Genomic DNA, 23,226 nt, shown 5'->3' with positions numbered 1-23,226 from the left:
CATGGAACCGCTCACCTGGGCCGGCGCGGCCGGTACGATCCTTCTTCCCCTCGGGCTGATCCTCGTCATCGCCTTCGTCGTCAGCGTCATCGCGATGCTCGTTCTCTCGGCCGTGGCCGCCCCCGAGGTGGCCCGCACCGGGCGTGACCTCGCGGCCCGCCCCGGCGGCGCCTACGGGCTGAGCGAGCGCGCCGTACATTGGACGATGATGGCGCTGATCGCCTATGTCGCCGTCTGGCTGCTGGCCGGCATCTTCATGCCCTACGGCCAGGCCGGCATCATCGGGGCGATCATCAAGCGCTTCCTGCCCGTCTGGATCGCGCTCGCGGTGGTGTTCACCCTGTCGATCGTCTTCAAGCGGCGGCTGGGCCTTTACGGCAAGCTCTTCGACAGCACGATCGGCATGATCGGCTTCGGGCTGGTCATGTTCTGGGTGTTCACCGCATTCTTCGTCGGCGTGTTCGACCTGGTCGCAACGCACCAGCCCCTCACCGCCGTCTCGGGCCTGAAGAACGAGGTGCCCGGCGTGGCCATGCCGCAGGCCGAGGCGATGACGGCCGGCTCGCATTACCTGCTGGGCGGCGACAACCTCGCCCGCGACGTCTTCAGCCGCATGGTCTATGGCTCGGTGATCGTTATCGTCATCGCGCCCTTCGCCACGATCTTCGCCTTCATGGTGGGCATCACGCTCGGCCTGCCGGCGGGCTACTACGGCGGGCGGCTGGACACGTTCCTGAGCTTCCTCGCCAACCTGATCCTCGCCTTCCCGGTAATCCTGCTCTTCTACCTGCTGGTGACGCCCGAAATGGTGCAAACCGGCCTGCCCAGCTACATGGCAATGGCGCTGTTCATCTTCCCGCTGATCTTCGCCGCGGTCTTCATCAACTCGCGCTGGCACACCCAGCCGAAGCTGCGCACGCCGCTACTGATCGGCGTGCTGCTGGTGCTGGGGATCATCTACCTCTCGGCCATATCGCAGCGCGGCACGCCGCTGAACTTCCTGCCCGGCTGGTTGGATCTGTTCAACATCCCCGGCGGCATCCTGGTGGTGTTCGTCTCGGTGGTCTTCGTGAACTCGCCCACCGTCTTCCGCATCGTTCGCGGCCTCGCGATGGACATCAAGACGAGGGACTACGTGGCCGCCGCGCAGACCCGCGGCGAAGGCCCGTGGTACATCATGCTCTGGGAGATCCTGCCGAACGCACGCGGGCCGCTGATCGTCGATTTCTGCCTGCGGGTCGGCTACACGACGATCCTGCTCGGCACGCTCGGCTTCTTCGGCCTCGGCCTGCCGCCGGAAAGCCCCGACTGGGGCTCGACGATCAACCTCGGCCGCCGCCTGCTCTCGATCTATCCGCACCCTGCCCTGGTGCCGGCCGTGGCGCTTCTCAGCCTCGTGCTCGGCCTCAACCTGCTGGCCGACGGCCTGCGGGAAGAAAGCCTGAAGGACTGACGATGGACCAGTTCAACCCCGCCGGCTTCGCTGTCGGAATCGCGGTTGGTGTCGCCATCGGGGTGGCAATGGACAATATCGGCGCCGGCATCGCCATCGGAGCGGGGCTGGGTGCCGCCTTCGCGCTGGCGATGGGCCAGGGCAAGAACAAGAACGACGACGACAAGGAGTGACGCCATGACGGACACCGCCTTCGCCCCCGAGACCCCAGTGGCTGAGCAGCAGCCGCTTCTCGAGATCGAGCGCCTCTCCATCTCGTTCTTCACGCGGCTGCGCGAGATCCCGGCGGTGATGGATTTCTCCGCCAAGGTCATGCCGGGCGAGGCGCTTGGCCTTGTCGGCGAGTCAGGCTGCGGCAAATCCACCGTGGCGCTCGGCGTCATGCAGGATCTCGGCGTCAACGGGCGCATCGTCGGCGGCTCCATCAAGTTCTGCGGCGATGATCTCTGCACCGCGTCGATGGACGATCTGCGCCGCATCCGTGGCAAGGACATTGCCATGATCTATCAGGAGCCGATGGCCTCGCTGAACCCGGCGATGCGCATCAGCCAGCAGCTCATGGAAGTGCCGATGATCCACGAGGGGATCAGCGAGAAAGAGGCCTATCAGCGCGCGCTGGAGGTCGTCAGCGACGTCCGCCTGCCCGACCCCGAGCGGATGCTCCGCAGCTTTCCCCACCAGCTCTCCGGCGGGCAGCAGCAGCGCATCGTCATCGCCATGGCGCTGATGAGCAAACCCAAGCTGCTGATCCTCGATGAGCCCACCACCGCGCTCGATGTCACCGTCGAGGCCGCCGTGGTGAACCTCGTGAAGGATCTCGGCAAGAAATACGGCACCTCGATGCTGTTCATCAGCCACAACCTCGGACTGGTGCTGGAGACGTGTGACCGCATCTGCGTGATGTATTCCGGCGAGGCGGTGGAGCGCGGCGATATCGGCGATGTCTTCGACAAGATGCGCCACCCCTATACGCAGGCCCTCTTCCGCTCGATCCCCCTGCCGGGGGCTGACAAGAACGCCCGCCCGCTCATCGCCATCCCCGGTAACTTCCCCCTGCCGCACGAGCGCCCGCCGGGCTGCAACTTCGGCCCGCGCTGCGATTACTTCGTTGAAGGCCGCTGCGACGCGCAGGACATCCCGATGTATCCTGTCGCGGATCAGGAGCGGCACGAGACTCGCTGCCTGCGCTATGAGGAGATCGACTGGAAGGCCCCGCCGCCTGACGTGATCAAGAAGGAACGCGGCCAGATCGGCGATGTCGTCCTGCGTATGGAGAACCTCAAGAAATACTACGAGGTGGCAGCGCAGAAGTTCTTCGGCGGTGGTGGCACCAAGGTGGTGAAGGCCAACGAAGACATCACCTTCGATGCCCATGAAAGCGAGACGCTGGCCATCGTCGGCGAAAGCGGCTGCGGCAAATCCACCTTCGCCAAGGTGCTGATGGGGCTGGAGGTGGCGACCGACGGGCATATCGTCTTCGACAATCGCGAGATCGGCGACATCCCCATCGAGAAGCGCGACACCAGCACCATCGCCGATGTGCAGATGATCTTTCAGAACCCCTTCGACACGCTCAACCCCTCGATGAGCGTCGGGCGGCAGATCATCCGCGCGCTGGAGATCTTCAAATACGGCAACAGCACCGCCGAGCGGCGCGAGCGCATGCTCACCCTCCTCGATCTGGTCAAGCTGCCCCGCGCCTTTGCCGAGCGCATGCCCCGCCAGCTTTCGGGCGGTCAGAAGCAGCGCGTCGGTATCGCCCGGGCCTTTGCCGGCGGCGCCCGCATCGTGGTGGCCGATGAGCCGGTCTCGGCGCTGGATGTGAGCGTGCAAGCGGCCGTGACCGATCTGCTGATGGATATCCAGCGCGAGCAGAAGACGACGCTACTCTTCATCAGCCACGACCTGTCGATCGTGCGCTACCTCGCCGACCGGGTGGTGGTGATGTACCTCGGCTATATCGTCGAGACCGGGACGACCGAGCAGATCTTCGCGCCGCCTTATCACCCCTATACCGAGGCGCTGCTCTCTGCCGTGCCCATCGCCGATACGCGGGTGACGAAGAAGGAGATCGTGCTGGAAGGCGAGATCCCCTCGGCCATGAACCCGCCGCCCGGCTGCCCCTTCCAGACGCGCTGCCGCTGGAAGAGCCAGGTGCCCGGCAACAAGTGCGAGACAGAGCTGCCGCCCTACCGCGACCTCGGCGACGGTCACCGCTCGTTCTGCTGGCTGGACGAGGCGCAGATGGAAAGCATGGAGCCCGTCATCGAGATTGCCGCCGAGTGACCGGCGCCGGGGCCTTGACGTAGGCGCAGGCGTGCCCACCTCGAAGGTTAAAGCCAAGGAGGCCCCGTGATGAAACTTTACAACATGCCCATCTCGCCGAACGCCATTCGAGTGCGCGCCCTGATCGACGAGCTCGGTCTGCAGGTCGAGGTGATCGACAAGGATATGCAGAGCGGCGAGCTGAAAGAGCCCGGTTTTCTTTCCATGAACCCCAACGGCAAGGTGCCGACGCTGGAGCTGGATGACGGCTCCACGCTTTGGGAAAGCCGCGCCATCATGTCGTACCTCGCCTCGGTGGAGGGCAGCCCGCTTTACCCCGCCGATCCGCGAGCGCGGGCAGAGGTGGATCAGTGGCAATACTGGCATGCCGTTCACTTCGCTCCGACAGCGCAGGCGGTGTTCTTCGAGCGCCGGCTGAAGCCGAAATTCGGCATGGGCGAGCCGGACGAGAGCAAGATCGAGAAGCAGGTGAAAGACACCGAGCATCTGCTCGACGTGCTGGAAGAGGGCCTGGCGGGCAAGGATTATATCGCCGGCGAGCTCTCCGTCGCCGATCTCTCGCTGATTTGCACCGTCGCCACCCTGGCCCCCGCCGGCATCCTCATCGCCGGCCGCCCGGCGCTGGAAGCCTGGCACCTGCGCATGATGGAGCGCCCCTCGGTGCAAAAGGAAATGGCGCCGGTGCTGGAGATGTTCGCCTGAGGAGGACGGCTTCGGTCGCAATGACGGCTCTCCCTCCGGCTGCGCCGTTTACGGGGGCTCGAGTTAGCGCGTAACGATCCCTCCCCTATGCAGCGACCCATCCCCGCTCCTTCCCCAGCCCGGTGCGCGCCGAAGGCGCAGGGCGAGCGCCGGCCCGTCCCGCGGGCTGGCGCTCTGGTGAAGGCAGCGCGCAGCTCGATGCTCGGAGGGGTTTGGCAAGCATAAAACGCATCAGCGGCACCGGAAGAGCGCCACCCCACGTGCCAGCGCTCGCCCTGCGCTTGCAACCGAGGCGCTTGTGGCAGACCGGCTGGGCCATCGTAGCTACCGGCTCACCTTTGCATGCCTTACCGCGCGATCCGCATCTCCGCCCGCAATCCACCCAGCCGCATCGACTCGCCCAGCACCAGCCTCCCCCCGTGGCTCTGCGCAATGTCATCCACGATCGCCAGACCCAGCCCCACGCCGGCGCCGCCGCTGCCCCCACCGCGCGCCGGGTCGAGCCGGGCGAAGGGGCGCATGGCGGCGGCGCGCTGATCAGCCGGGATGCCCGGCCCGTCATCCTCCACCACGAAACTCCAGGCGCCCTCGCCCGCCTCCAGCGCCACCTCCACGCGGGTGCCGTAGCGCAGCGCATTGCCGATGAGGTTGTCGAGCGCCCGGCGCACCGCCATTGCCCGCAGCCGCGCCACCGGCGGCGCCTCCTCCGGGAGGCGCAGCACCACATCCTGCCCGCCCCGCGCGGCATCCGCCACGGCGCGGCGCAGCAGCTCGGCGGGGTCGACCTCCTCCTCCTCGTCGCCGCTGTCGCCGCGGGCGAAATCGAGGAAGGCCGCGACCATCCGCTCCATGTCACGCACGTCCTGCCGCATCGGGGCGGCCTCCTCCTCCGGCAGCAACTCCAGCCCCAGCTTCAGGCGCGTCAACGGCGTGCGCAGATCGTGGCTGATGCCCGACAGCATGAGCACCCGCGCGTCCTTCTGCTGCTCGATCCGCTCGCGCATGTCGAGAAAGGCCTGCCCCGCCGCCCGCACCTCCACCGCGCCGCCGGGCCGGTAGGGGAGCACCCTGCCCTTGCCATAGGCCGCCGCCGCCGCCGCCAGCCGCTTGATGGGGCGCAGCTGGTTGCGCAGGAAGGAGAAGGCGATAAGCACGAAGATCGCCCCGAAGAACACCGTCCAGATCAGCAACTGATGCGGGTTCGTGGCAGAAACGCGCGTGCGCCGGAAGGTCACCCGCATCTCGCCCCAGTCCGTCTCCAGCCACACCAGCACACGGCGCGGGTCTTCAAAGCTCACGGCCTGGAGCCCCGGCAGATCGGCCGCGAGCATGTCGATAACGATGCGCCCCGACAGATCCCAGGGGCTGCGCCAATCCTCCGCTGGCGCGCCCTCCACCGGCACGGCGATGGCCAGACGCAACGCCTGTCCAAGCTCGGCGGCGCGCAGCTGGGCGTCCGGCAGGCTCGGCGCCGCCTCGATCTGGGCGGTCACAAGCCGCAGATCGTAGAGGATCGAGCGGGTCATCTGCTCCGTCACCCCCTCGTAATGGCGCTGGACAAAACTGACCGAGACGAACAGTTGAAGAAGCACGACCGGCAGGATGAGGATAAGCGCCGCCCGCCCGTAAAGGCCGCGCGGCAGAAGGGGCTTGAGCCAAGTGTATGCCATGCCGAACGCTACCCCCCGCGCGGGCGGAGCAAAAGCCGCATGAGCGCGGGGCCCGAGCCGGGCGTGGCCGAGCGCGTGGGCCCGGGCGTGCTGCGGGTGCTGGCGCCCAACGCCTCGCCGATGACCTTCTGGGGCACCAACAGCTACATCGTGGGCGAGACGCGGCTGGCCGTGATCGACCCGGGGCCAGACACTCCCGCCCATCTCGCCGTCCTTGAGCGCGCCATCGGCGGGCGGCCCGTCGAGGCGATCCTCGTCACCCACGCCCATCTCGACCATTCCGCGCTGGCCCCCGCGCTGGCGGCCCGCACCGGCGCGCCCGTTCTGGCCTATGGCGACGCCCTCGCCGGCCGCTCCGCCGCCATGACCCGTCTCGCCCAATCTGGCCGTGCCGGCGCCGGCGGCGGGGTGGACGAGCGCTTCTCCCCTACGTTCACGCTGGCCGACGGAGAGCGCCTCACCGGCCCCGACTGGGAGCTGGAGGCGCTCTGGACGCCCGGCCATTTCGGCAACCACCTGAGCTTCCGCCTGGGCGAGGTCATTTTCACGGGTGACGTCGCGATGGGCTGGGCCTCCTCCGTCGTCTCGCCGCCGGACGGCGACGTCTCCCATTTTCTCGCCTCCTGCCGCCGCCTCGCCTCCCTCTCGCCCGCCCGCCTGCTGCCCGGTCACGGCGCCCCTGTCGAGCGCCCGGCGGAACGCCTCGCCTGGCTGATCCGTCACCGCGAGGAGCGCACCGCCCAGATCCTCGCGGCACTCGCTGACGGCCCGATGAGACCCGCCGAGATAACCTCACGGCTCTACGGCGACATCGCCTGGTCGCTGCGCGGCGCGGCAGAGCGCAACGTCTTCGCCCATCTGGTTGATCTCGAAGAGAAATCCCTGGTGCAGGCCGCGCCCTCTCTGGCGCCGGACGCAACCTTCATCCTGACGTGATTTTTCTCGCCGCGCCCCGTTTACACCCCCCGCCACCATTGCTATATCGCCGCCGGTGGTCCGGCGTAGCTCAGCGGTAGAGCAGTTGACTGTTAATCAATTGGTCGTAGGTTCGATCCCTACCGCCGGAGCCAATTTCTCCCTCAAGTCGTTGATCTGACACAGGAACTGCGTTTGCAGCTCCGGTCGTGTAACACAGGTGTGTCACACATGGGTGTCGCACATCGGGAGTTCGACATAGGTCCGGACCGCCTCTCGATTGAGGCGCGAAATGACTATCCAGACCCACCTGTTCCGACGCGGCGCCGTCTGGACCTGGCGTCGCCGGCAGCCGGCTCAATCCACAGGTAATCGCTGCATCCAGCTGTCTCTGCGGACGACAGACACCATCTTGCGCGTGAACTGGCCCGAAAGCTGAGCAGCGAGTTCGACAAAATGCTGGACGATATTCATCCCGATACCCCTTCGCGCGCCGCGCTCGACAGGTTCGCCGCCATGGTGCGTGATGATCTGCTCGCAAAGACAGAGAGGCTCCGTGTCCTCGCCCGGAGCGATGGCGACGATCCCGAGGACTGGGCGAACTGGGACAAGGCGTCGATGGTCGCCGCGCAAATGATCGCCCGTGACGGTTTGGGCGCGAGGGCCACGCCGGCGAACTTGGCCAGCTTGGGCATGCCCGGGGACGACCGCGAATTCGGGGCGCAGGTCGATCAGTTGCTCGATTCCTTCGTCGGACAGGCAAGGTCAGAAGGTTGGCAGAACCGGACCGTCTCGCAGTTCACCGGTCTGACAGGCGAAGCCGTGACCACAGCGCTGGCTAGGATGGCGGTCTTTGAGGCCTACCACCACGGCCGCTCGATTGCCTGGCAGGCGGCCAACCGGCTGCCCGAGGCCCGCACGACAGCCCATGCGGAAGCGGCCGATGCCGCGGTCGTCCGCCACCTGAATTCCCTACCCTCCCGGATTGATCATCCGGTCGCGAGCCCGGCCCCGCAGTCCGCGCCCACCATAGTGCCGGTGGTGGCCGATCAGGAGGTCGAGGAGCAGCCCTACGATCCGTCCATCATGGCGGTCGCGGAAAGACTGGCGACGATGGGCGAGAGGGCCGGGCATCGGCAGGATACCCTCACGGGCTATCTGAGAAGTGCCAGCCTCTTCACCAGATTGACCGGCGTCGCGGATATCCGTCGTGTTGGCCAAAAGGATTTGGCGCGGTTCGGCGACCTACTCCATCGGGTTCCGAAGTCCTTGGGCAAACGCTCCAGTGACGCGGACCTCGACCTTCGGGACGTTCTCGAGCTGGCCGGCACGATGCCGAAGTCCAGGGTCGGACTCGCCACTGGAACCATCAAGCGACACTTCGGAGTGATCAGCCAGCTGCTCGACCGGGCCAGGCTCGATGGCATTCCTGTCGACCGGGACCTGAACGTGACTGGCCTGAAGCCGAAGCCCACGAGACAGGAGAAGCGCCGGCGTGAGAAGCGGTCCACCTTCACGTCGGATGAGGTATATTAGTATTTCGCGCACTCGATCTGGGCCGGTTGTAAGAGCCCTGACAGGAGGCACGTGGAGGGATCCCGCATCATCATGGACGCTCACTACTGGGTGCCGCTCATCATTGCGGTGACCGGAGCTCGCCGCGAGGAGATTGCAGGTCTGGCAGTGGCCGACATAAGGAACCAAGACGACGTCTGGTATTTCGACGTCGAGGAAACCGATGACAACGGAGACCGCCACATCAAGACAAGGGCGTCCCGCCGGCAGATCCCGATTCACAGCGCCCTCATCGGGCACGGTTTCCTCGATTACGTCTCAAGCATGCGTAAGCGCAAGAACCGGGATCTCTTCCCTGAGCTCAAGCCAAAACCCCCAGAAGTGAAGTATGGTGAGAAGCTCTATTACACCTTTTCCACCGCCATGAAGAAGCAGTTCGACGGCAACCCGCGGGAACTCTGCCTGCATTCGCTCCGCCATTACGTAAAACAGGAACTCGACGGGCACATCAGTGTCTCTGACAAGGTGCGCCGCGACCTCCTTGGTCACGAGGCCGCGGATGTGCATGATGGCGTCTACGGGACGCGGGCCCCGCTCGCTGACCTGAAGCAGGCAGTCGAACTGCTGCCGTTTCCCTTGGAGAAGGATAAGGGGTGTCGAGTGGCGCGGCGGAAGTGAGGTCTGACCCGTTCTGCGCGAAGAGCGGCGCCCAAGGGCGGTGGCGTTCGGTGTGCAGGAAGTTGTTTAGGATCGCCGTCGCCTCGTCCTCGCCGAAGTTGCTGGCGTCGCACTTCGCTCCCGTGAGCGATGTGCCGACGGCGGCGACCGCCGCCGGGACACCGTCGGCCTGAGCGGCCTCGGCCCCGACCTCGAGGTCGAGGAGGTCGCACAGCGCCCCGAGCTCAGCCCCGATCCGCGCCCCGTCCCCGTCTCGCAGCGCCGCGAAGAGCGCCTGGCTGAGGCGGTCCCGCGCGAGCGGCGACCGGGCAGCGGGATCGACAGGCGTGACGAGATCGACCGCCCGGCGCAGGGGCATCGAGCGGCGATCGAGGTCAAAGCCACCCTCCCGCTCCCGGACGGTCACCAGCCGGACGATTGCGGAGGGGTCCCGCGGCGGCATGGTGATCGCGTCGAGTCCGGCCACCGCGAAAGCCATCTCGGCGACCTCAACGTCGCCGATCGCGATCAGCCGCCCGCCCTGCCCGGCGAGCAGGTCCTGGTGCGACTGCCGCCAGACCTCCTCCGTCAGCCGGTCGGCATCGACAACCCAGACAAGGCGGATGCCGGCCTGCGCGTAGGCCCTCTCCCGCGCGATGATCCGTGGCAGCTGGATCGGGGCGAGCTGGACCTCGAACACCACCCGGGTGCCATCCAGCACCGCCTGCACGTCCGGCCGGCGCCAGCCGCCTTCCAGGACGATGGGCGTCTCGATGGCGACCTCCGAGAAGGCGGGGTCGGTCGCGAGCAACCCGGCGAGGGTCAGCTTCAGCGTCTCGTGGCGCGCGCCTTCCTGCTTATCGTCGAAACGAATGGCGTCGACGTCGTCGGGATGGCGGGTCTCGTCGCCCCGGAGGGGGCAGGCAATGGCAGCGCCGGCATGCTTGAAGAAGGTCCGCCCGCCGCCCGTCAGGCCGGGGCCGAGCGGGAGGGTCGAGAGGACGAGGCCGCTGCCGCAGGCCGGGCAGCGGAAGAGCTCCTTCCCCTCTGCCCGAGCAGTGGTGATCTCGCGGCGAAGGAGGGCGACCTCTTCGGCGGTGAGGGCGTCGAGGAGAGCGGCGGTCTCCACCTCGTTCGGAGGATCGGAGCGCAGGTCGAGGACGGAGGTGAGGAGGCGGTCGATGGCGGGGGTGGAGGCATCGTCGAACATGGGACGAAATCCTTCTGGCATGAGGGAAGGAAGCCGGCCGCCGCGGTTGGCGGGCGGGGAGGAGGTGGCGGGAGGCGGAGCGCCCGAGGAGCGGCCTCGCTTGCAGCAGACAGGCCCCGGCCGGCCCCGCGAGAAGCGCGGGAGGAACGCGATGCGCTGCCGGTCAGGCTCTGCGGACGCGGGGGATCAGGCCGGTTCAGGGACGGAGGGCACTGCCCGGGCGAGCTGCAGCACCGGCTCCACCAGCGTCGCCTCCAGCACAGGCAGCTGCGCCGCGAGGATCCCGAGCGCGTGCTCGGTGAGCATCCGCGCCCTCCGGCTGGCGGCATCGGTGCCGGACATCGGCCGGACGAGGTCGCGGGAGGCGTCGCCGCCGGCCACGGCCCGGATCGCCCCGTCCTCCTGCTCCACCATCGCGTCCCGCATCAGCCAGGCGACCTCCTGCAGCGCGCAGCAGAGCGGCGTCACAGGCTCGAGGGCGATGACGAGGTCGAGGAGCGCGAAGGCCCGCGCCCAGGCGGCATCCGCGAAGGCGAAGGAGATGCGGTGCGAGGTGTCGCCGAAGTGGCGGTGGTCGAGCGCTTTCTCCAGCTCGACAGCCCGGTTAGACCAGTCGAGCGTGTCGGTGAAGGCATCCTCCACCGGAAGGATGGCAATGGTGGAAAGCAGGGAGTGGCCCGCGGACACGGACGTGATAGGAAAATGGGTAGCCATGGTGATCTCCATAGGATCGTCTGGTCAGTGTGGGCGCGAGAGGTGCAACTCTTGCGTCCACATGCTTAACATGGAATTTATAGCGCTGTAAAGCAGCGGAGCTAAGAAAATGAAGCGAGGCCGTCCGGAAGTTGATTCGATAGCCGTCAACACGCGGATGCAGATGGAACTCGTTCGTCGCCTCGACGAGGCGAGGAAGCGGGAAGATGACCTCCCAAACAGGCCGGAGATGATACGGCGCATACTGGAAGACTGGCTGGACGAACGTGAGAAGGTCGGGGGCGAATGATCGCCGGCTCTAGTTCGGCTAAAGGGGTCGACGCTCCGTAGGACGCTCCTCCGCCAGGGCGGCCAGATAGAACAGTGCGGGCCCCGCAAGGGCCTCCCGTTCCCTTGAACGACCACCGTCGATAGCGAGATATTGAGCTGACGTCATGTCCGTTTGGGGCGGAGGCTGACGTTCGTTGCGCCAAAACGCGAGGTCCGAAAAGGGCGGGGAGCAGCCGTTCGCCGCAGTCGCCACCAAGGTCAAGGAAGGGCGGGAAGCTGACATTCGCCGCAGGGACGAGATCACCCCCGACCGACGGAGTAAACGGACATTCGGCCGGAAGGTCAGGCAAGAACTCGCCTCGTCGATGCGGAGGGCGGGACGTGGTCGTTCGCAGCAATGTAGACGAACGGTAAATGCAGACCGCAAAGCGGACATTCATTGCGGCGATCATCGACTGAGCAATGCGGCCGACATCCGGTCGCCCTCAACCAAGCCGCGTTGAATGAAGCGGACAGGGGGGCGGGGTCGCCTGGCACCGGCAATGAGTGGGGCGAGGACATGAACCGGGCGGCACCGGGTCGGACCCCAAGCGCCCACTGGTGCTGGAGTCTCCCGGCACAGGCGCTAAACTACCTAAGCGTAATTTCTGTCCTTTCAGGGCCCGGCGCGCCCATCTGCCGTGCGACCGAGGTGTCCAGACGCAGCACGCTTGGGCGGAGCGTTCCCACCCCGGCGCGTCCGCGTATCCTGCAGGGATGAAGAAACTCTCCGTCGTCGTCGTAGAACAGGACCCCGAGCGTGCGCGGCTGATTGTCGACAGCCTGCGCGACGCGGGTGACTACGACATCGCCGTGATCGCCGAGTCGATCGGTCTGGCGCGGCGGGTCGCGATCCTTGCGCCGGACGTGATCCTCATCGACATCGCCAACCCGTCGCGCGACACGCTAGAGGAACTGGCGCTGGCCTCGGGCCCGCTGGACCGGCCGGTGGCGATGTTCGTCGATCAGTCCGGCGACAAGTTGACCCAAGCGGCGATCGAGGCCGGGGTGTCGGCCTATGTCGTCGACGGGCTCAGGCCGAACCGGATCAAGCCGATCCTCGACGCGGCAATCGCGCGGTTCAACATGTTCCATCGGATGCGGGTCGAGCTGGAGACAGCCAAGCAGGCGCTGGAAGAGCGCAAGGTGATCGACCGCGCCAAGGGTATCCTGATGAAGATGAAGGGCCTCAGCGAGGATGAGGCCTATTCGCTGCTGCGCAAGACCGCGATGGACCAGGGCCGCAAGGTGCCCGACGTCGCGCAGGCGCTCGTTACCACGGCGGGGCTGCTTTCGTGAGTGTCGAAGCGATCGAGGCGGGCGTGATCCCGCTGGTCGATGCCGCGCCGCTAATCGTCGCGCGGGAGCTCGGCTTTGCCGAGGAAGAGGGGCTGGACCTGCGCCTGACCCGCGCGCCCAGCTGGTCGGCGATGCGCGACATGCTGGTGACGCGGCGGATCGAGGCGGCGCACATGCTGTCGCCCCTGCCTGTGGCCATGGCCATGGGCCTCGGCGGGATGCCGGATCAGATCGACGTGCTGATGGTGCTGTCGGTGAACGGCAACAACGTGACCGTCAGCCGCGCCCTCGGCGATGCGCTGCGCGCCGCCGGATACCGGCACGATCCGATGGATGCGGCCTCCGCCGGCCGCGCGCTGGCGCAGCTTGGCCAGCCTCTGACGCTCGGCGTGCCGTTTCCCTTCTCGATGCATGCCGAACTGCTGTTCTACTGGCTGACCGCCTCGGGCCTGCCCGCCCCCAGCCATGTGACGGTGCGGACGATCCCGCCCCCGCTGCTGCATCAGGCGCTGGCGTCCGGAGAGATCGACGCCTTCTGCGTGGCGGAGCCGTGGGGCTCCATGGCGGTCGAGACCGGGGTCGGTGAGATCCTGCTGCCCGGCCTCGCGATCCGGAAATTCGCCCCGGAAAAGGTGCTGGCGATGCGCCGTGACACCGCCGAGGGCGACCCCGAGCGCACCGCCCGCCTGATGCGCGCGGTCTGGCGCGCCTCGCGCTGGCTGAGCCGGCCCGAGGCGCATACGACCACGGCCGAGCTGTTGGGGCGGCCGGAATACCTCGACGTTCCTGCCGAGATCGTCGACCGCGCCCTGACCGGCCGCTTCGTCCTCTCTCCGCGGGGCGAACTGCGAAGCTTCCCGGGCTTCGTCGAATTCTTCGACGCCGCCGCGACCTTCCCCTGGCGGTCCGAGGCGGCCTGGATCGCCACGCAGATCGCCGGGCGGCTGGGGCTCGACCGGCGCGAGGCGGCCGAGATCGCCAAGGGCGCGTTCCGAACGGATCTCTACCGCCGTCACTTGGCCGATGTCGGGGCCGTGATGCCGGGCGCGTCGGAGAAGATGGAGGGCGCACTGGCGCATGACACCGCCGTTCCTTCGGAATCGGGCCGCCTGATCCTCAAATCCGACACGTTCTTCGACGGCACGATCTTCGATCCCTCCGCCTGAAAAAGCGGCAAGGCCAACAGCGCAGTATAGAAACCTGCGCCCCGCCGCCCCGAAGGGGCTTGTCGCAGCGGCAAGCGTCACGCTATCCAGAGGTCGGGCGCGGCAACGGCGTCGCCCCGCTTCCTGAATCCGTCGCCCGATTCTGGGCACCCCGAGCGCGGCCGCTCGACCCATTCGCGAGATGATCGCGGACGTGTCGGCGGCCTTTTGACGTTTAATCGATGGTCTGGAGCGAGACGATGCAGAACTTTCCGATGTTCCTGAAGATGGCCGGCCGCCGTGTCGTGATCTGCGGCGGCGGGGAAGAGGCGGCGCGCAAGGCGCGGCTGGTGCTGAAGACAGAGGCCGAGATCGTCGTCCTCGCCGCAAAGCTGGACGACGAACTGGCCGGGCTGGTCGCCTCGGGCCGCGCCCTCCACCATGCGGTTCTGCGCCCGAACACCTTCGACCGCGCCGCGCTGGTCTTTGTCGCCACCGGCTGCGTCGGGCTGGACGCCAGCCTTGCCGCGCTGGCCCGCGCCGCTGGGGCCGTGGTCAATGTCGTTGACCGGCCCGAGATGTGCGATGCCTTCACCCCGTCGATCGTCGACCGCGACCCGGTCGTCGTCGCCATCGGGACCGAAGGTGCCGCGCCCGTTCTGGGCCGTCAGATCAAGACCGAGATCGAGACCATGCTCGCCCCGCGTCTCGGCGCCTACGTCGCCCTTGCCGGCAGGATGCGCGATGCCGTCGCCGCGGCGGTGCCCCACCGGGCGCGGCGCGCCTTCTGGGAATGGGCCTTTTCCGGCCCGGCCTTTCGCGCCCACCTGTCGGGAGATGAAGATGGCGCCGCCCGCCTCCTCAAGCGGGCCATCACCGGTGGCGCCGCGTCAGACCCTGCCGGACATATCGCGCTGGTGGGCGCCGGGCCGGGCGCGCGGGACCTGCTGACGCTGCGCGCGGTGCGCCGCCTGCAGGAAGCCGATGTCATCTTCTACGACCGTCTCGTCGACCCCGACGTGCTGGAGCTGGCCCGCCGCGATGCCGACCGCGTCTATGTCGGCAAGGCCGTGGGCGCGAATGCCTGGCCGCAGGAGCATATCGACCGCCTGATCGTCGCCGCCGCGCGGGAGGGCAAGCGCGTGGTGCGGCTCAAGTCGGGCGATCCATCGATCTTCGGACGCGCCGCCGAAGAGGTCGCGGCCGCGCGCGCGGCGGGGATCGAGGTCGAGATCGTGCCGGGCATCACCGCCGCCTCGGCCGCCGCCGCCAGCCTGACGCGCACCCTGACCGAGCGGGGAGAGACCGACATGCTGGTGCTGACCACCGGCACCTGCCGCCCCGGCGATGCCGCGCCCGACCTCGCACTGGCCGCGCGCCCCGGTACGGCGACGGCGTTCTACATGGCGGTCGACCGGGCCGATTGCATCACCGCCGATCTTCTGGCGGCCGGCGCTCCGGCCGGGGCCGAGGTCGACATCATCGCCTCGGCAAGCACACCGAAGGAGCGGCACGTCTCGACCACGCTGGCAGAGTTGCCCGACGCGATCCGGGCGCATGGCCTGCAGAGCCCCGCGATCCTGCTTCTGCGTGTGCCGAAACGCCGCGCCGCCGCTCGCGCCGTCGCCTGATCCCAGAACGCGGTGACCGCATTGCAATAGGTGCCGCGCACTCTGCGATTGGCATGGATTACCGTTTTCGGCGACACTCGATCCAATCGAAGGACCGAGGTTCAGGAAACGGATCAGCGCCATGCCAACAATCACGGCTTTCAAGTCATCCCCTGACAAGGGCAGAGGCCTTGCGCGCGACATGCGCATTCGCTGGGCGCTGGAAGAAGTCGGCCAGCCCTACGACGTGCGCCTTGTCACCTTCGCGGAAATGAAAGAGCCCGCCCATCTGCGGCTTCAGCCATTCGGCCAGATCCCGACCTACGAAGAGGGCGCCCTGTCCCTGTTCGAATCCGGTGCCATCGTCTTTTACATTGCCGAACACCATGAGGGGCTGCTGCCCGCGGACGACATTACCCGCGCGAAAGTCATCAGCTGGATGTTCGCGGCACTGGCCACTGTCGAACCGCCGATCGTGGAGCGCGACAACGTAAGGTTCTTCGAAGGCGGCAAAAGCTGGCAGGCAGAACGATTTGAGATCGTGGATGACCGGATCAGCACCCGGCTCGACCAGCTTGTCGCCGCCTTCGGTGACGCGGACTGGCTGGCCGGCCCCTTCAGCGCCGCCGACATCCTGATGGTCCACGCGCTGCGAAGGCTCGATGGCTCGGGACTACTCGAGGACTACCCGCGTCTCACCGATTACATCGCGCGGGCGGCAGAACGCCCGGCCTACAAGCGCGCGTTCGACGCGCAATATGAGGTCTTTCAGAGAGGCGCGCCGGCGTAGCTGCCGCGATCCCTGACGGAATTCCGAACGGAAATTCCGTCCCTCCGCCCTACGATTCAGATGACCATGCCGATGCCCTTCTGCACGGGCACCGGCATTGAGCGCACCAGTTCGCAATCAGACCACAGCTCTGCGCGCCTGTGATTCGCCTGGGCCGAATCGCCCGACTCACCTGCCGGTTTCCAAAATGCTTTCATCGTCACCTCCTATCGGGCCATTTGCTGAATAAATCGACAGCTGCGTCAGGTCGCCCCGCCGCGCCCCTGTCCACGGCACACTTTTCGTTGTCTGGGCCGTCTCCGTCCGGTTAAAACCAATTCACCCGGGAGGAAACAGCTCCTCCCTTGGCCGCAACGGCGCGGCAATTTCCGTCAAGATGCCCTTCGGGGCGGGCAGCAAGGTCGCTGCCTTTCAGATCCGGATCAAATCTGGATCGCCGATGCCTCACCGCATCCCCTGACAGAAATCGCCGCGGCCCCGGACGCTCCGGTTCCGCTTTCCAGCAGATACCGGAGATCCTGATGACCCTTCCCAAGCAGCGTCTCGTCGTCATCGGCAACGGCATGGCCCCCGGCCGGATGCTCGACCGCCTCTTCGAAACCGCGCCCGGCATGTTCGACGTGACCGTCTTCAACGCCGAACCCCGCGTGAACTACGACCGTATCCTCCTGTCGCCGGTGCTGTCGGGCGAAAAGACCTTCGACGACATCGTCATCCACACCGACGCCTGGTACGCCGAGAACGACGTGACCCTGCACCGGGGGGAGCGCGTCACCGCGATCGACCGCGCGGCCCGCACCGTGACCGGGGCAAGCGGGATCACCGCGTCTTACGACCGTCTGGTGATCGCCACCGGCTCCTCCCCCTTCATCATCCCGCTTCCCGGCCACGACCTGCCCGGCGTGCTCGCCTATCGCGACCTCGATGACGTCACCGCGATGCAGGCGGCCGCGCGTGCGGGGGGCCGGGCCGTGGTGATCGGCGGCGGGCTTTTGGGGCTGGAGGCCGCGGCAGGGCTCAGGTCGCAGGGGATGGACGTTACCGTTCTGCACCTGATGCCGACGCTTCTGGACCGCCAACTCGACCCGGCGGCGGGGTACCTGCTGCAAAAGGAGATGGAGCGGCGCGGGATCGACGTTCGCTGCGGCGCCGATACCGCCGCCATCCTCGGCACCGACCGGGTCGAGGCGGTGGAACTGAAAGACGGCAGCCGCATCGACGCATCGCTGGTGGTGATGGCCGTCGGCATCCGCCCCGCCAAGCAACTGGCGCAGGACGCCGGGCTCGAGGTCGGGCGCGGCATCGTCACCGACACCGCCATGCGCACCTCGGACCCCGCGATCCTCGCGCTCGGCGAATGTGCCGAGGTCGAGGGCCGCGTCTACGGCCTCGTCGCGCCGCTCTACCGCATGGCCGAAGTCGCTGCGGCGACCCTCACGGGCGGCGATGCGGCCTTTGCCCATGCCGAGACGCCGACGAAGCTCAAGGTCACGGGCATCAACCTCTACTCGGTCGGCGATTTCTCCGACGGGCCGGGGGTGGAGGACGTGGTGCTGCGCGATGCCGCCCGCGGCAGCTATCGCCGCGTTGTCATGAAGGACAATCGCGTCGTCGGCGCGGTGCTCTACGGCGATGTCGCCGACGGCACCTGGTACAACGAGCTGCTGAAATCGGGGGAAGACGTCACCCCCCTCCGCGAGACGCTGATCTTCGGACAGGCGCATCAGGGGGGCGGTGCGCCCGATCCGCTCGCCGCCGTCGCGAACCTCGCCGATGACGCCGAGATCTGCGGCTGCAACGGCATCTGCAAGGGCCGCATCACCGACGCGATCACGCAAAAAGGCCTCACCAGCCTCTCCGAGGTCCGCGCCCATACCAAGGCCAGCGCCTCCTGCGGCACCTGCACCGGGCTCGTCGAAGGGCTGATGGCGCTGACCTTGGGCGACGCGGTGACGAAATCCGCCGACGGCATGTGCGGCTGCACGACGCTGGGGCACGGAGAGGTCCGCCGCCTGATCCGCGCCAAGGGCCTCAAGACCATCCCGGCGGTGATGCAGGAACTGGAATGGTCCACCTCGGGCGGCTGCGCCAAGTGCCGCCCGGCGCTGAACTACTACCTGCTCGCCGACTGGCCGGGCGAGTATCGCGACGACCAGCAGAGCCGCTTTATCAACGAGCGCGTGCACGCCAACATCCAGAAGGACGGCACCTATTCGGTGGTCCCGCGGATGTGGGGCGGCATGACCTCGGCCGGAGAGCTGCGCGCCATCGCCGACGTGGTGGACAAGTTCGCGATCCCCGACGTCAAGGTGACGGGCGGCCAGCGGATCGACCTCCTCGGCGTCCGCAAGGAAGACCTGCCCGCCGTCTGGGCCGATCTCAATGCCGCCGGGCTCGTCTCGGGCCACGCCTATGCCAAGGGCCTGCGCACGGTGAAGACCTGCGTCGGCAACACCTGGTGCCGCTTCGGCACGCAGGATTCCACCGGCCTCGGCGTCCGGCTGGAGCGCTTCCTCTGGGGCTCGTGGACGCCCGCCAAGGTCAAGCTCGCCGTCTCGGGCTGCCCCCGCAACTGCGCCGAGGCGACCTGCAAGGATATCGGCATCGTCTGCGTCGATAGCGGGTTCGAAATCCACTACGCCGGCGCCGCTGGCCTGCACATCCAGGGCACGACCAAGCTCGGCCTCGTCTCGACCGAGGACGAGGCGGTCGAGATCACCGCCGCCATGGTCCAGATGTACCGCGAACAGGGCTACTACCTCGAGCGGATCTACAAATGGGCGGCGCGCGTGGGGCACGACACCATCCGCGCCGCGATCCTCGACGACCGCGACGGGCGCCGCGCCTATTTCGACCGCTTCGTCTTCTCCCAACAATTCGCCCAGACCGACCCGTGGTCGGAGCGCGTCTCGGGCATGGACAAGCACGAATTCAGCCCGATGGCGGTGATCGACGCACCCGGCGCCGCCCCTGTCATGGAGCCCGCCGAATGAACGTCGCCCTCCACCCCACCGACATCGACTGGCGCCATGTCGGCACCATCGACGACATCCCCGCCGAAGGCGCCCGCCGCGTCGAAGCGGGGCCGATCCGGATCGCCGTCTTCCGCACAACGGGCGACCGCATCTTCGCACTGGAAGACAAGTGCCCGCACAAGAACGGGCCGCTGAGCCAGGGGATCGTGCATGACGGCTGCGTCACATGCCCCCTGCACAACTGGGTCATCTCTCTCGCCTCGGGCAATGCCACCGGCGCCGACGAGGGGCACACCCGCACCTTTCCCGTCCGGCTCGACGGCCGCGACATCTACCTGAACCTGCAACCCGGCGCCTGACGCCACCACCATCCTCCAGAGGGAACAGAATGTCATACATCCAGCCCAAGGAATTCGCCGCCAAGATGGTCGATGCCGGCGAATCCAAGATCTTCATGTCGACCAAGGACACCCTGATCCGCGCCTACATGGCCGGCGCGATCCTCGCGCTCGCCGCGGCCTTCGCCATCACCATCACGGTCAACACCGGCAACCCGCTGATCGGCGCGCTCCTGTTCCCGGTGGGTTTCTGCATGCTCTACCTGCTGGGCTTCGACCTGCTGACCGGCGTGTTCACCCTTGCGCCGCTGGCGCTGCTGGCCAAGCGGCCCGGCTGTGACATGAAGGGGCTGCTCAGGAACTGGGGCCTCGTCTTCCTCGGCAACTTCGCCGGGGCGCTGACGGTGGCGCTGTTCATGGCGATCATCTTCACAATGGGCTTCACCACCGAACCCAACGACGTCGGCGTCAAGATCGGCCATATCGGCGAAGGCCGGACGCTGGGCTATGCCGCCGCCGGGGCTGGCGGGATGCTGACGCTCTTCGTCCGCGCCGTGATGTGCAACTGGATGGTGTCGACCGGCGTCGTCGCCGCGATGATGTCGACCAGCGTGTCGGGCAAGATCATGGCGATGTGGATGCCGATCCTCGTCTTCTTCTACCTCGGCTTCGAGCATTCCATCGTGAACATGTTCCTGTTCCCGTCGGGCATCTTCATGGGCGGTGAGTTCACGTGGATGGACTACTTCCTGTTCAACGAGATCCCCACCGTGGTCGGCAACCTCGTCGGCGGGCTGACCTTTGTGGGCGGCATGATCTACGCCACGCACTTCCGCGAAACGCCCAAGCGCGGCGTGGCGCTGGACCGCAACGACGACGTCGCCGGCATCGCGGCCGAGTAACGCGCCTTAGGGGGTCCGCACACCGCGGGCCCCCGTCTTTCTTTTCCGGAGACCGCCACCGTGCCCAGGGACATCGCCGCCACCGCCACCTTGCGTGTGAGCCTCGGCGCCTGCTCTGCCGCCGGGGGCAAGCCGGACAACCAGGATTTTCACGGCGCGCTCGTCCCCACCGGACTGCAGCTTGCGCTCAAGGGCGTCACGCTCGCCCTCGCCGACGGGATCAGCACCAGCCCCGTGGGGGGAGAGGCCGCGCAGATCGCGGTCAAGACCTTCCTCTCGGATTACCCCGCCACCCCCGATAGCTGGAGCGCGCGCACCGCCGGGGGGCAGGTCATCGACGCGCTGAACCGCTGGCTCCATGCCCGCAACAGGTCGGTCGCCGATATCAACGCCGGCCATGTCTGCACCTTCGCCGCGCTGGTGCTCAAAGGGTCCGAGGCGCATCTCTTTCATCTCGGCGACAGCCGCATCTGGCGCCGCGCGGGCGACACGCTGGAGCCTCTGACACAGGACCACCGCCTTGCGCTGGGGGCGGGCGACAGCCACCTGTCGCGGGCGCTGGGCGCCGAACCCCGCGCCGACATCGCCTATCGCCGCGTCGGCGTGGCGGCGGGCGACGTGTTCGTCCTGACCACCGACGGGGTGCACGAGCATCTCTCGCCGCAGGAGATGTGCGCCGCGCTGCGCGGGCAGGAACCGCAGGACGGGGCGGAGGAGCTGGTCGCACGCGCGAAGAAGGCAGGCAGCACCGACGACATGACCGCGCAGGTCGTCCGCATCGACGCGGTGGCGGACGGCCCCTGCGGCGACGAGCCCGACCTGCCGCTGCCCGCCACCCTCGCCCCCGGCGCGGCGATCGATGGCCTGACGCTGGTGCGAGAGATCCACGCCTCGGCCCGCAGCCGCCTGTTCCTCGCCCGCGATGCCGCCGGGCGCCATGTCGCGCTCAAGGTTCCCTCGGCCGAGATCGCGGCAGATCCCATTGCACGCCGCCGCTTCGGGGCAGAGCAATGGATCGCCCGCCGCGTCGCCTCGCCCCATGTCGTCGCCGCCGCAGAGACCCGGGCGCCAACGGCCCTCTATGTTGCGACCGAATGGGTGCCGGGTGTCACGCTGCGCCAATGGATGACCGATCACCCGGAGCCGACGCTGGTGCAGGTCCGCGACATCGCGCGCCAGCTTGCCGCCGGGCTGCAGGCGCTGCACCGGCGGGAGATCCTGCATCAGGACATCCGCCCCGAAAACGCGATGATCGATGACGACGGCACCGTCCGCATCATCGATCTGGGCTCGGCCAGTGTCGCCGGGGTGGAAGAGGCTGCGCCCGGTCTGCTCGGCGCGCTGCCCGGCACTTTCCAATACACCGCGCCCGAATACCTCTCGGGCGATACCGTCAGCTGGCGGTCCGACCAATACGCGCTGGCGGCGGTCGTCTACGAGCTGCTCACCGACCGTCTGCCCTATGGTGCCGATGTCGCCCGCATCCGCTCGCGCGCCGACCAGCGCCGGCTGACCTATCGCCCGGCGCGGGGCGATGACTCTGGCGTTCCCGACTGGATGGATGCGGCGCTCGCCCGCGCGCTGCACCCCGATCCGCTGCGCCGCTACGACGCGCTCAGCGAATTCGTGGCCGACCTGACGCGCCCGGCGCCCGGTTGGACCGCCGCCCGGCATGTGCCGCTGGCACAGCGCAATCCCGTTCGGTTCTGGCAGGCGATCTCGGCGCTTTTGGCGCTCGTCTGCCTGATCCTCGCCGCCCATTCGACCTGACTCAATCTGACAAGGAGACTGTCATGAAGGACGTGATCACCCCCGAAGAACTGGCCCGCGACGACGTCACCGCGCTGGTCCTCGCCGCCAAGAAGCGGCAGGGCCTGACATGGGAAGGCATCGCCGAATCCATCGGCATGTCCCCGGTCTGGACCCATTCCGCCTGCGTCGGCATGAACGCCATGCCCGAATCCAAGGCCAGGGCGCTGGCGGACCTCTTAGAGCTGCCCGAAGGCGCGGCCGAGGTGATGGCCGAAAGCCCGACCAAGGTCTGGGCCCAGACCGTGCCGACCGATCCCTGCATCTACCGCCTGTACGAAGTCGTCGGCGTCTACGGCCCAACGATCAAGGCGCTGATTCAGGAAAAATTCGGCGACGGCATCATGTCGGCGATCGACTTCGACATGACCGTGACCCGGGTCGAGAACCCCAAGGGCGACCGGGTCAAGATCGAGATGTCCGGGAAGTATCTGGGCTACAACAGCTGGTAATGGCCGCCAGTCACAAGGGGGCCGAATGGCGTGCCCCCTTGTGAGAACCAGCCGTCCGACGTCTGTCTGTCGAGCCTGCGTAACGCCCGGCAGGTCCGCGCCTCGAACGAAGGTCATGGGTCAGGGGTGGATTCAGGCCGGGCGGCTACAGCCCCGCGTGGGGCGAACGGATAGCGCGAGATCCAGACGGCGGATCTCCGGCCGACAAGCCCTGCAACATGGCAAGAAACGCGCGCACGGCCGGGTTGGCTCGCCGGCTCTCGGGCCAGAGAGCCGTGATTTTGCCGCGCTCAACGGCAAACTCGGAGAGAACCGGCGCCAACTCCCCTCGTTTCACGAACGGCGCAGCGACGAACGTCGAGAGCATCCCTATGCCGCCTCCGGCCACGACCGACGCCACCAGCGCCTCGCTCGCATCGACCGTGATGCCAGCGGACAGCATCAGCTCGCTCTCGCGATCTCCGATCCGGAATGG

Annotated in this window: 21 protein-coding genes and 1 tRNA gene; 17 read left to right on the top strand and 5 right to left on the bottom strand. The window is 67.4% G+C overall.

Going from position 1 to position 23,226, the window contains the following annotated elements:
- Position 1 precedes the first annotated feature (1 nt).
- From ACXN5S_RS17975 to ACXN5S_RS17960, 4 genes are all read left to right on the top strand, one after another.
- Entirely contained in the window at positions 2-1,453 is a 1,452-nt protein-coding gene (locus tag ACXN5S_RS17975; protein ID WP_458606860.1) for an ABC transporter permease, read from the top strand.
- Between the two features lie 2 nt (positions 1,454-1,455).
- A complete protein-coding gene (locus tag ACXN5S_RS17970) occupies positions 1,456-1,626 on the top strand; it encodes a hypothetical protein (protein ID WP_458606859.1) in 171 nt (56 codons plus the stop codon).
- A 4-nt stretch (positions 1,627-1,630) separates the two neighbouring features.
- Positions 1,631-3,739, top strand: a complete 2,109-nt coding sequence (locus tag ACXN5S_RS17965; RefSeq protein WP_458606858.1) for a dipeptide ABC transporter ATP-binding protein — start codon at positions 1,631-1,633, stop codon at positions 3,737-3,739.
- Between the two features lie 69 nt (positions 3,740-3,808).
- Complete coding sequence (locus ACXN5S_RS17960) at positions 3,809-4,441, top strand: glutathione S-transferase family protein (protein WP_458606857.1); 633 nt, start codon at positions 3,809-3,811, stop codon at positions 4,439-4,441.
- A gap of 347 nt (positions 4,442-4,788) precedes the next feature.
- Here ACXN5S_RS17960 and ACXN5S_RS17955 read toward each other — a convergent pair whose 3' ends face one another.
- Positions 4,789-6,111: an ATP-binding protein gene (locus ACXN5S_RS17955; protein WP_458606856.1), complete on the bottom strand. Its 1,323-nt coding sequence runs from the start codon at positions 6,109-6,111 to the stop codon at positions 4,789-4,791.
- Between the two features lie 39 nt (positions 6,112-6,150).
- Between ACXN5S_RS17955 and ACXN5S_RS17950 the strand changes: the two genes are divergently transcribed.
- The 3 genes from ACXN5S_RS17950 to ACXN5S_RS17940 all read left to right on the top strand — a co-directional run bounded on the left by ACXN5S_RS17950 (position 6,151) and on the right by ACXN5S_RS17940 (position 8,562).
- Entirely contained in the window at positions 6,151-7,047 is an 897-nt protein-coding gene (locus ACXN5S_RS17950; RefSeq protein WP_458606855.1) for an MBL fold metallo-hydrolase, read from the top strand.
- A 59-nt stretch (positions 7,048-7,106) separates the two neighbouring features.
- A tRNA-Asn gene (locus ACXN5S_RS17945) sits at positions 7,107-7,181 on the top strand.
- A gap of 301 nt (positions 7,182-7,482) precedes the next feature.
- Positions 7,483-8,562: a hypothetical protein gene (locus ACXN5S_RS17940; protein ID WP_458606854.1), complete on the top strand. Its 1,080-nt coding sequence runs from the start codon at positions 7,483-7,485 to the stop codon at positions 8,560-8,562.
- A gap of 487 nt (positions 8,563-9,049) precedes the next feature.
- Here ACXN5S_RS17940 and ACXN5S_RS17935 read toward each other — a convergent pair whose 3' ends face one another.
- Positions 9,050-10,408: a competence protein CoiA family protein gene (locus ACXN5S_RS17935; protein ID WP_458606853.1), complete on the bottom strand. Its 1,359-nt coding sequence runs from the start codon at positions 10,406-10,408 to the stop codon at positions 9,050-9,052.
- 186 nt (positions 10,409-10,594) lie between these two features.
- Positions 10,595-11,122, bottom strand: a complete 528-nt coding sequence (locus ACXN5S_RS17930; protein WP_458606852.1) for a hypothetical protein — start codon at positions 11,120-11,122, stop codon at positions 10,595-10,597.
- Between the two features lie 109 nt (positions 11,123-11,231).
- On the opposite strand from ACXN5S_RS17930, the gene ACXN5S_RS17925 reads away from it, so the two are divergent.
- From ACXN5S_RS17925 to ACXN5S_RS17905, 5 genes are all read left to right on the top strand, one after another.
- Complete coding sequence (locus ACXN5S_RS17925; RefSeq protein WP_458606851.1) at positions 11,232-11,411, top strand: ribbon-helix-helix protein, CopG family; 180 nt, start codon at positions 11,232-11,234, stop codon at positions 11,409-11,411.
- A gap of 737 nt (positions 11,412-12,148) precedes the next feature.
- The gene (locus ACXN5S_RS17920; RefSeq protein WP_458606850.1) at positions 12,149-12,730 is read left to right on the top strand and encodes an ANTAR domain-containing response regulator; all 582 of its coding nucleotides are present in this window, start codon (positions 12,149-12,151) and stop codon (positions 12,728-12,730) included.
- The gene (locus ACXN5S_RS17915; RefSeq protein WP_458606849.1) at positions 12,727-13,896 is read left to right on the top strand and encodes an ABC transporter substrate-binding protein; all 1,170 of its coding nucleotides are present in this window, start codon (positions 12,727-12,729) and stop codon (positions 13,894-13,896) included. The genes ACXN5S_RS17920 and ACXN5S_RS17915 overlap by 4 nt, the downstream gene beginning before the upstream one ends.
- 239 nt (positions 13,897-14,135) lie before the next feature.
- Positions 14,136-15,506: a siroheme synthase CysG gene (gene cysG, locus ACXN5S_RS17910; RefSeq protein ID WP_458606848.1), complete on the top strand. Its 1,371-nt coding sequence runs from the start codon at positions 14,136-14,138 to the stop codon at positions 15,504-15,506.
- 181 nt (positions 15,507-15,687) lie between these two features.
- On the top strand, positions 15,688-16,275 hold the full coding sequence (locus ACXN5S_RS17905; RefSeq protein WP_458606847.1) for a glutathione S-transferase family protein: 588 nt from the start codon (positions 15,688-15,690) through the stop codon (positions 16,273-16,275).
- A gap of 56 nt (positions 16,276-16,331) precedes the next feature.
- On the opposite strand, the gene ACXN5S_RS17900 is transcribed toward ACXN5S_RS17905, so the two are convergent.
- Positions 16,332-16,472 (bottom strand): hypothetical protein, encoded by a 141-nt coding sequence (locus tag ACXN5S_RS17900; protein WP_458606846.1) that lies wholly within the window; start codon positions 16,470-16,472, stop codon positions 16,332-16,334.
- Between the two features lie 324 nt (positions 16,473-16,796).
- On the opposite strand from ACXN5S_RS17900, the gene nirB reads away from it, so the two are divergent.
- Genes nirB through cynS form a run of 5 tightly spaced genes read left to right on the top strand, consistent with a single transcriptional unit; the run spans position 16,797 to position 22,751 of the window.
- The gene (gene nirB / locus ACXN5S_RS17895; protein ID WP_458606845.1) at positions 16,797-19,268 is read left to right on the top strand and encodes a nitrite reductase large subunit NirB; all 2,472 of its coding nucleotides are present in this window, start codon (positions 16,797-16,799) and stop codon (positions 19,266-19,268) included.
- The gene (gene nirD, locus ACXN5S_RS17890) at positions 19,265-19,609 is read left to right on the top strand and encodes a nitrite reductase small subunit NirD (protein ID WP_458606844.1); all 345 of its coding nucleotides are present in this window, start codon (positions 19,265-19,267) and stop codon (positions 19,607-19,609) included. Before nirB ends, nirD begins: the two co-directional genes overlap by 4 nt.
- 29 nt (positions 19,610-19,638) lie before the next feature.
- Positions 19,639-20,490 (top strand): formate/nitrite transporter family protein, encoded by an 852-nt coding sequence (locus ACXN5S_RS17885; RefSeq protein ID WP_458606843.1) that lies wholly within the window; start codon positions 19,639-19,641, stop codon positions 20,488-20,490.
- 60 nt (positions 20,491-20,550) lie between these two features.
- Positions 20,551-22,260 (top strand): bifunctional protein-serine/threonine kinase/phosphatase, encoded by a 1,710-nt coding sequence (locus ACXN5S_RS17880; protein WP_458606842.1) that lies wholly within the window; start codon positions 20,551-20,553, stop codon positions 22,258-22,260.
- Between the two features lie 23 nt (positions 22,261-22,283).
- The gene (gene cynS / locus ACXN5S_RS17875) at positions 22,284-22,751 is read left to right on the top strand and encodes a cyanase (protein ID WP_458606841.1); all 468 of its coding nucleotides are present in this window, start codon (positions 22,284-22,286) and stop codon (positions 22,749-22,751) included.
- A gap of 145 nt (positions 22,752-22,896) precedes the next feature.
- Here cynS and ACXN5S_RS17870 read toward each other — a convergent pair.
- Positions 22,897-23,226 (bottom strand): LysR substrate-binding domain-containing protein (locus tag ACXN5S_RS17870; protein ID WP_458606840.1); only part of this gene is annotated, 330 nt, incomplete at its 5' end.

The organism is Pseudoroseicyclus sp. H15, from assembly GCF_054353345.1.
The sequence above is the reverse complement of the archived record's forward strand: the minus strand, read 5'-3'. Positions and strand labels throughout refer to the sequence as shown.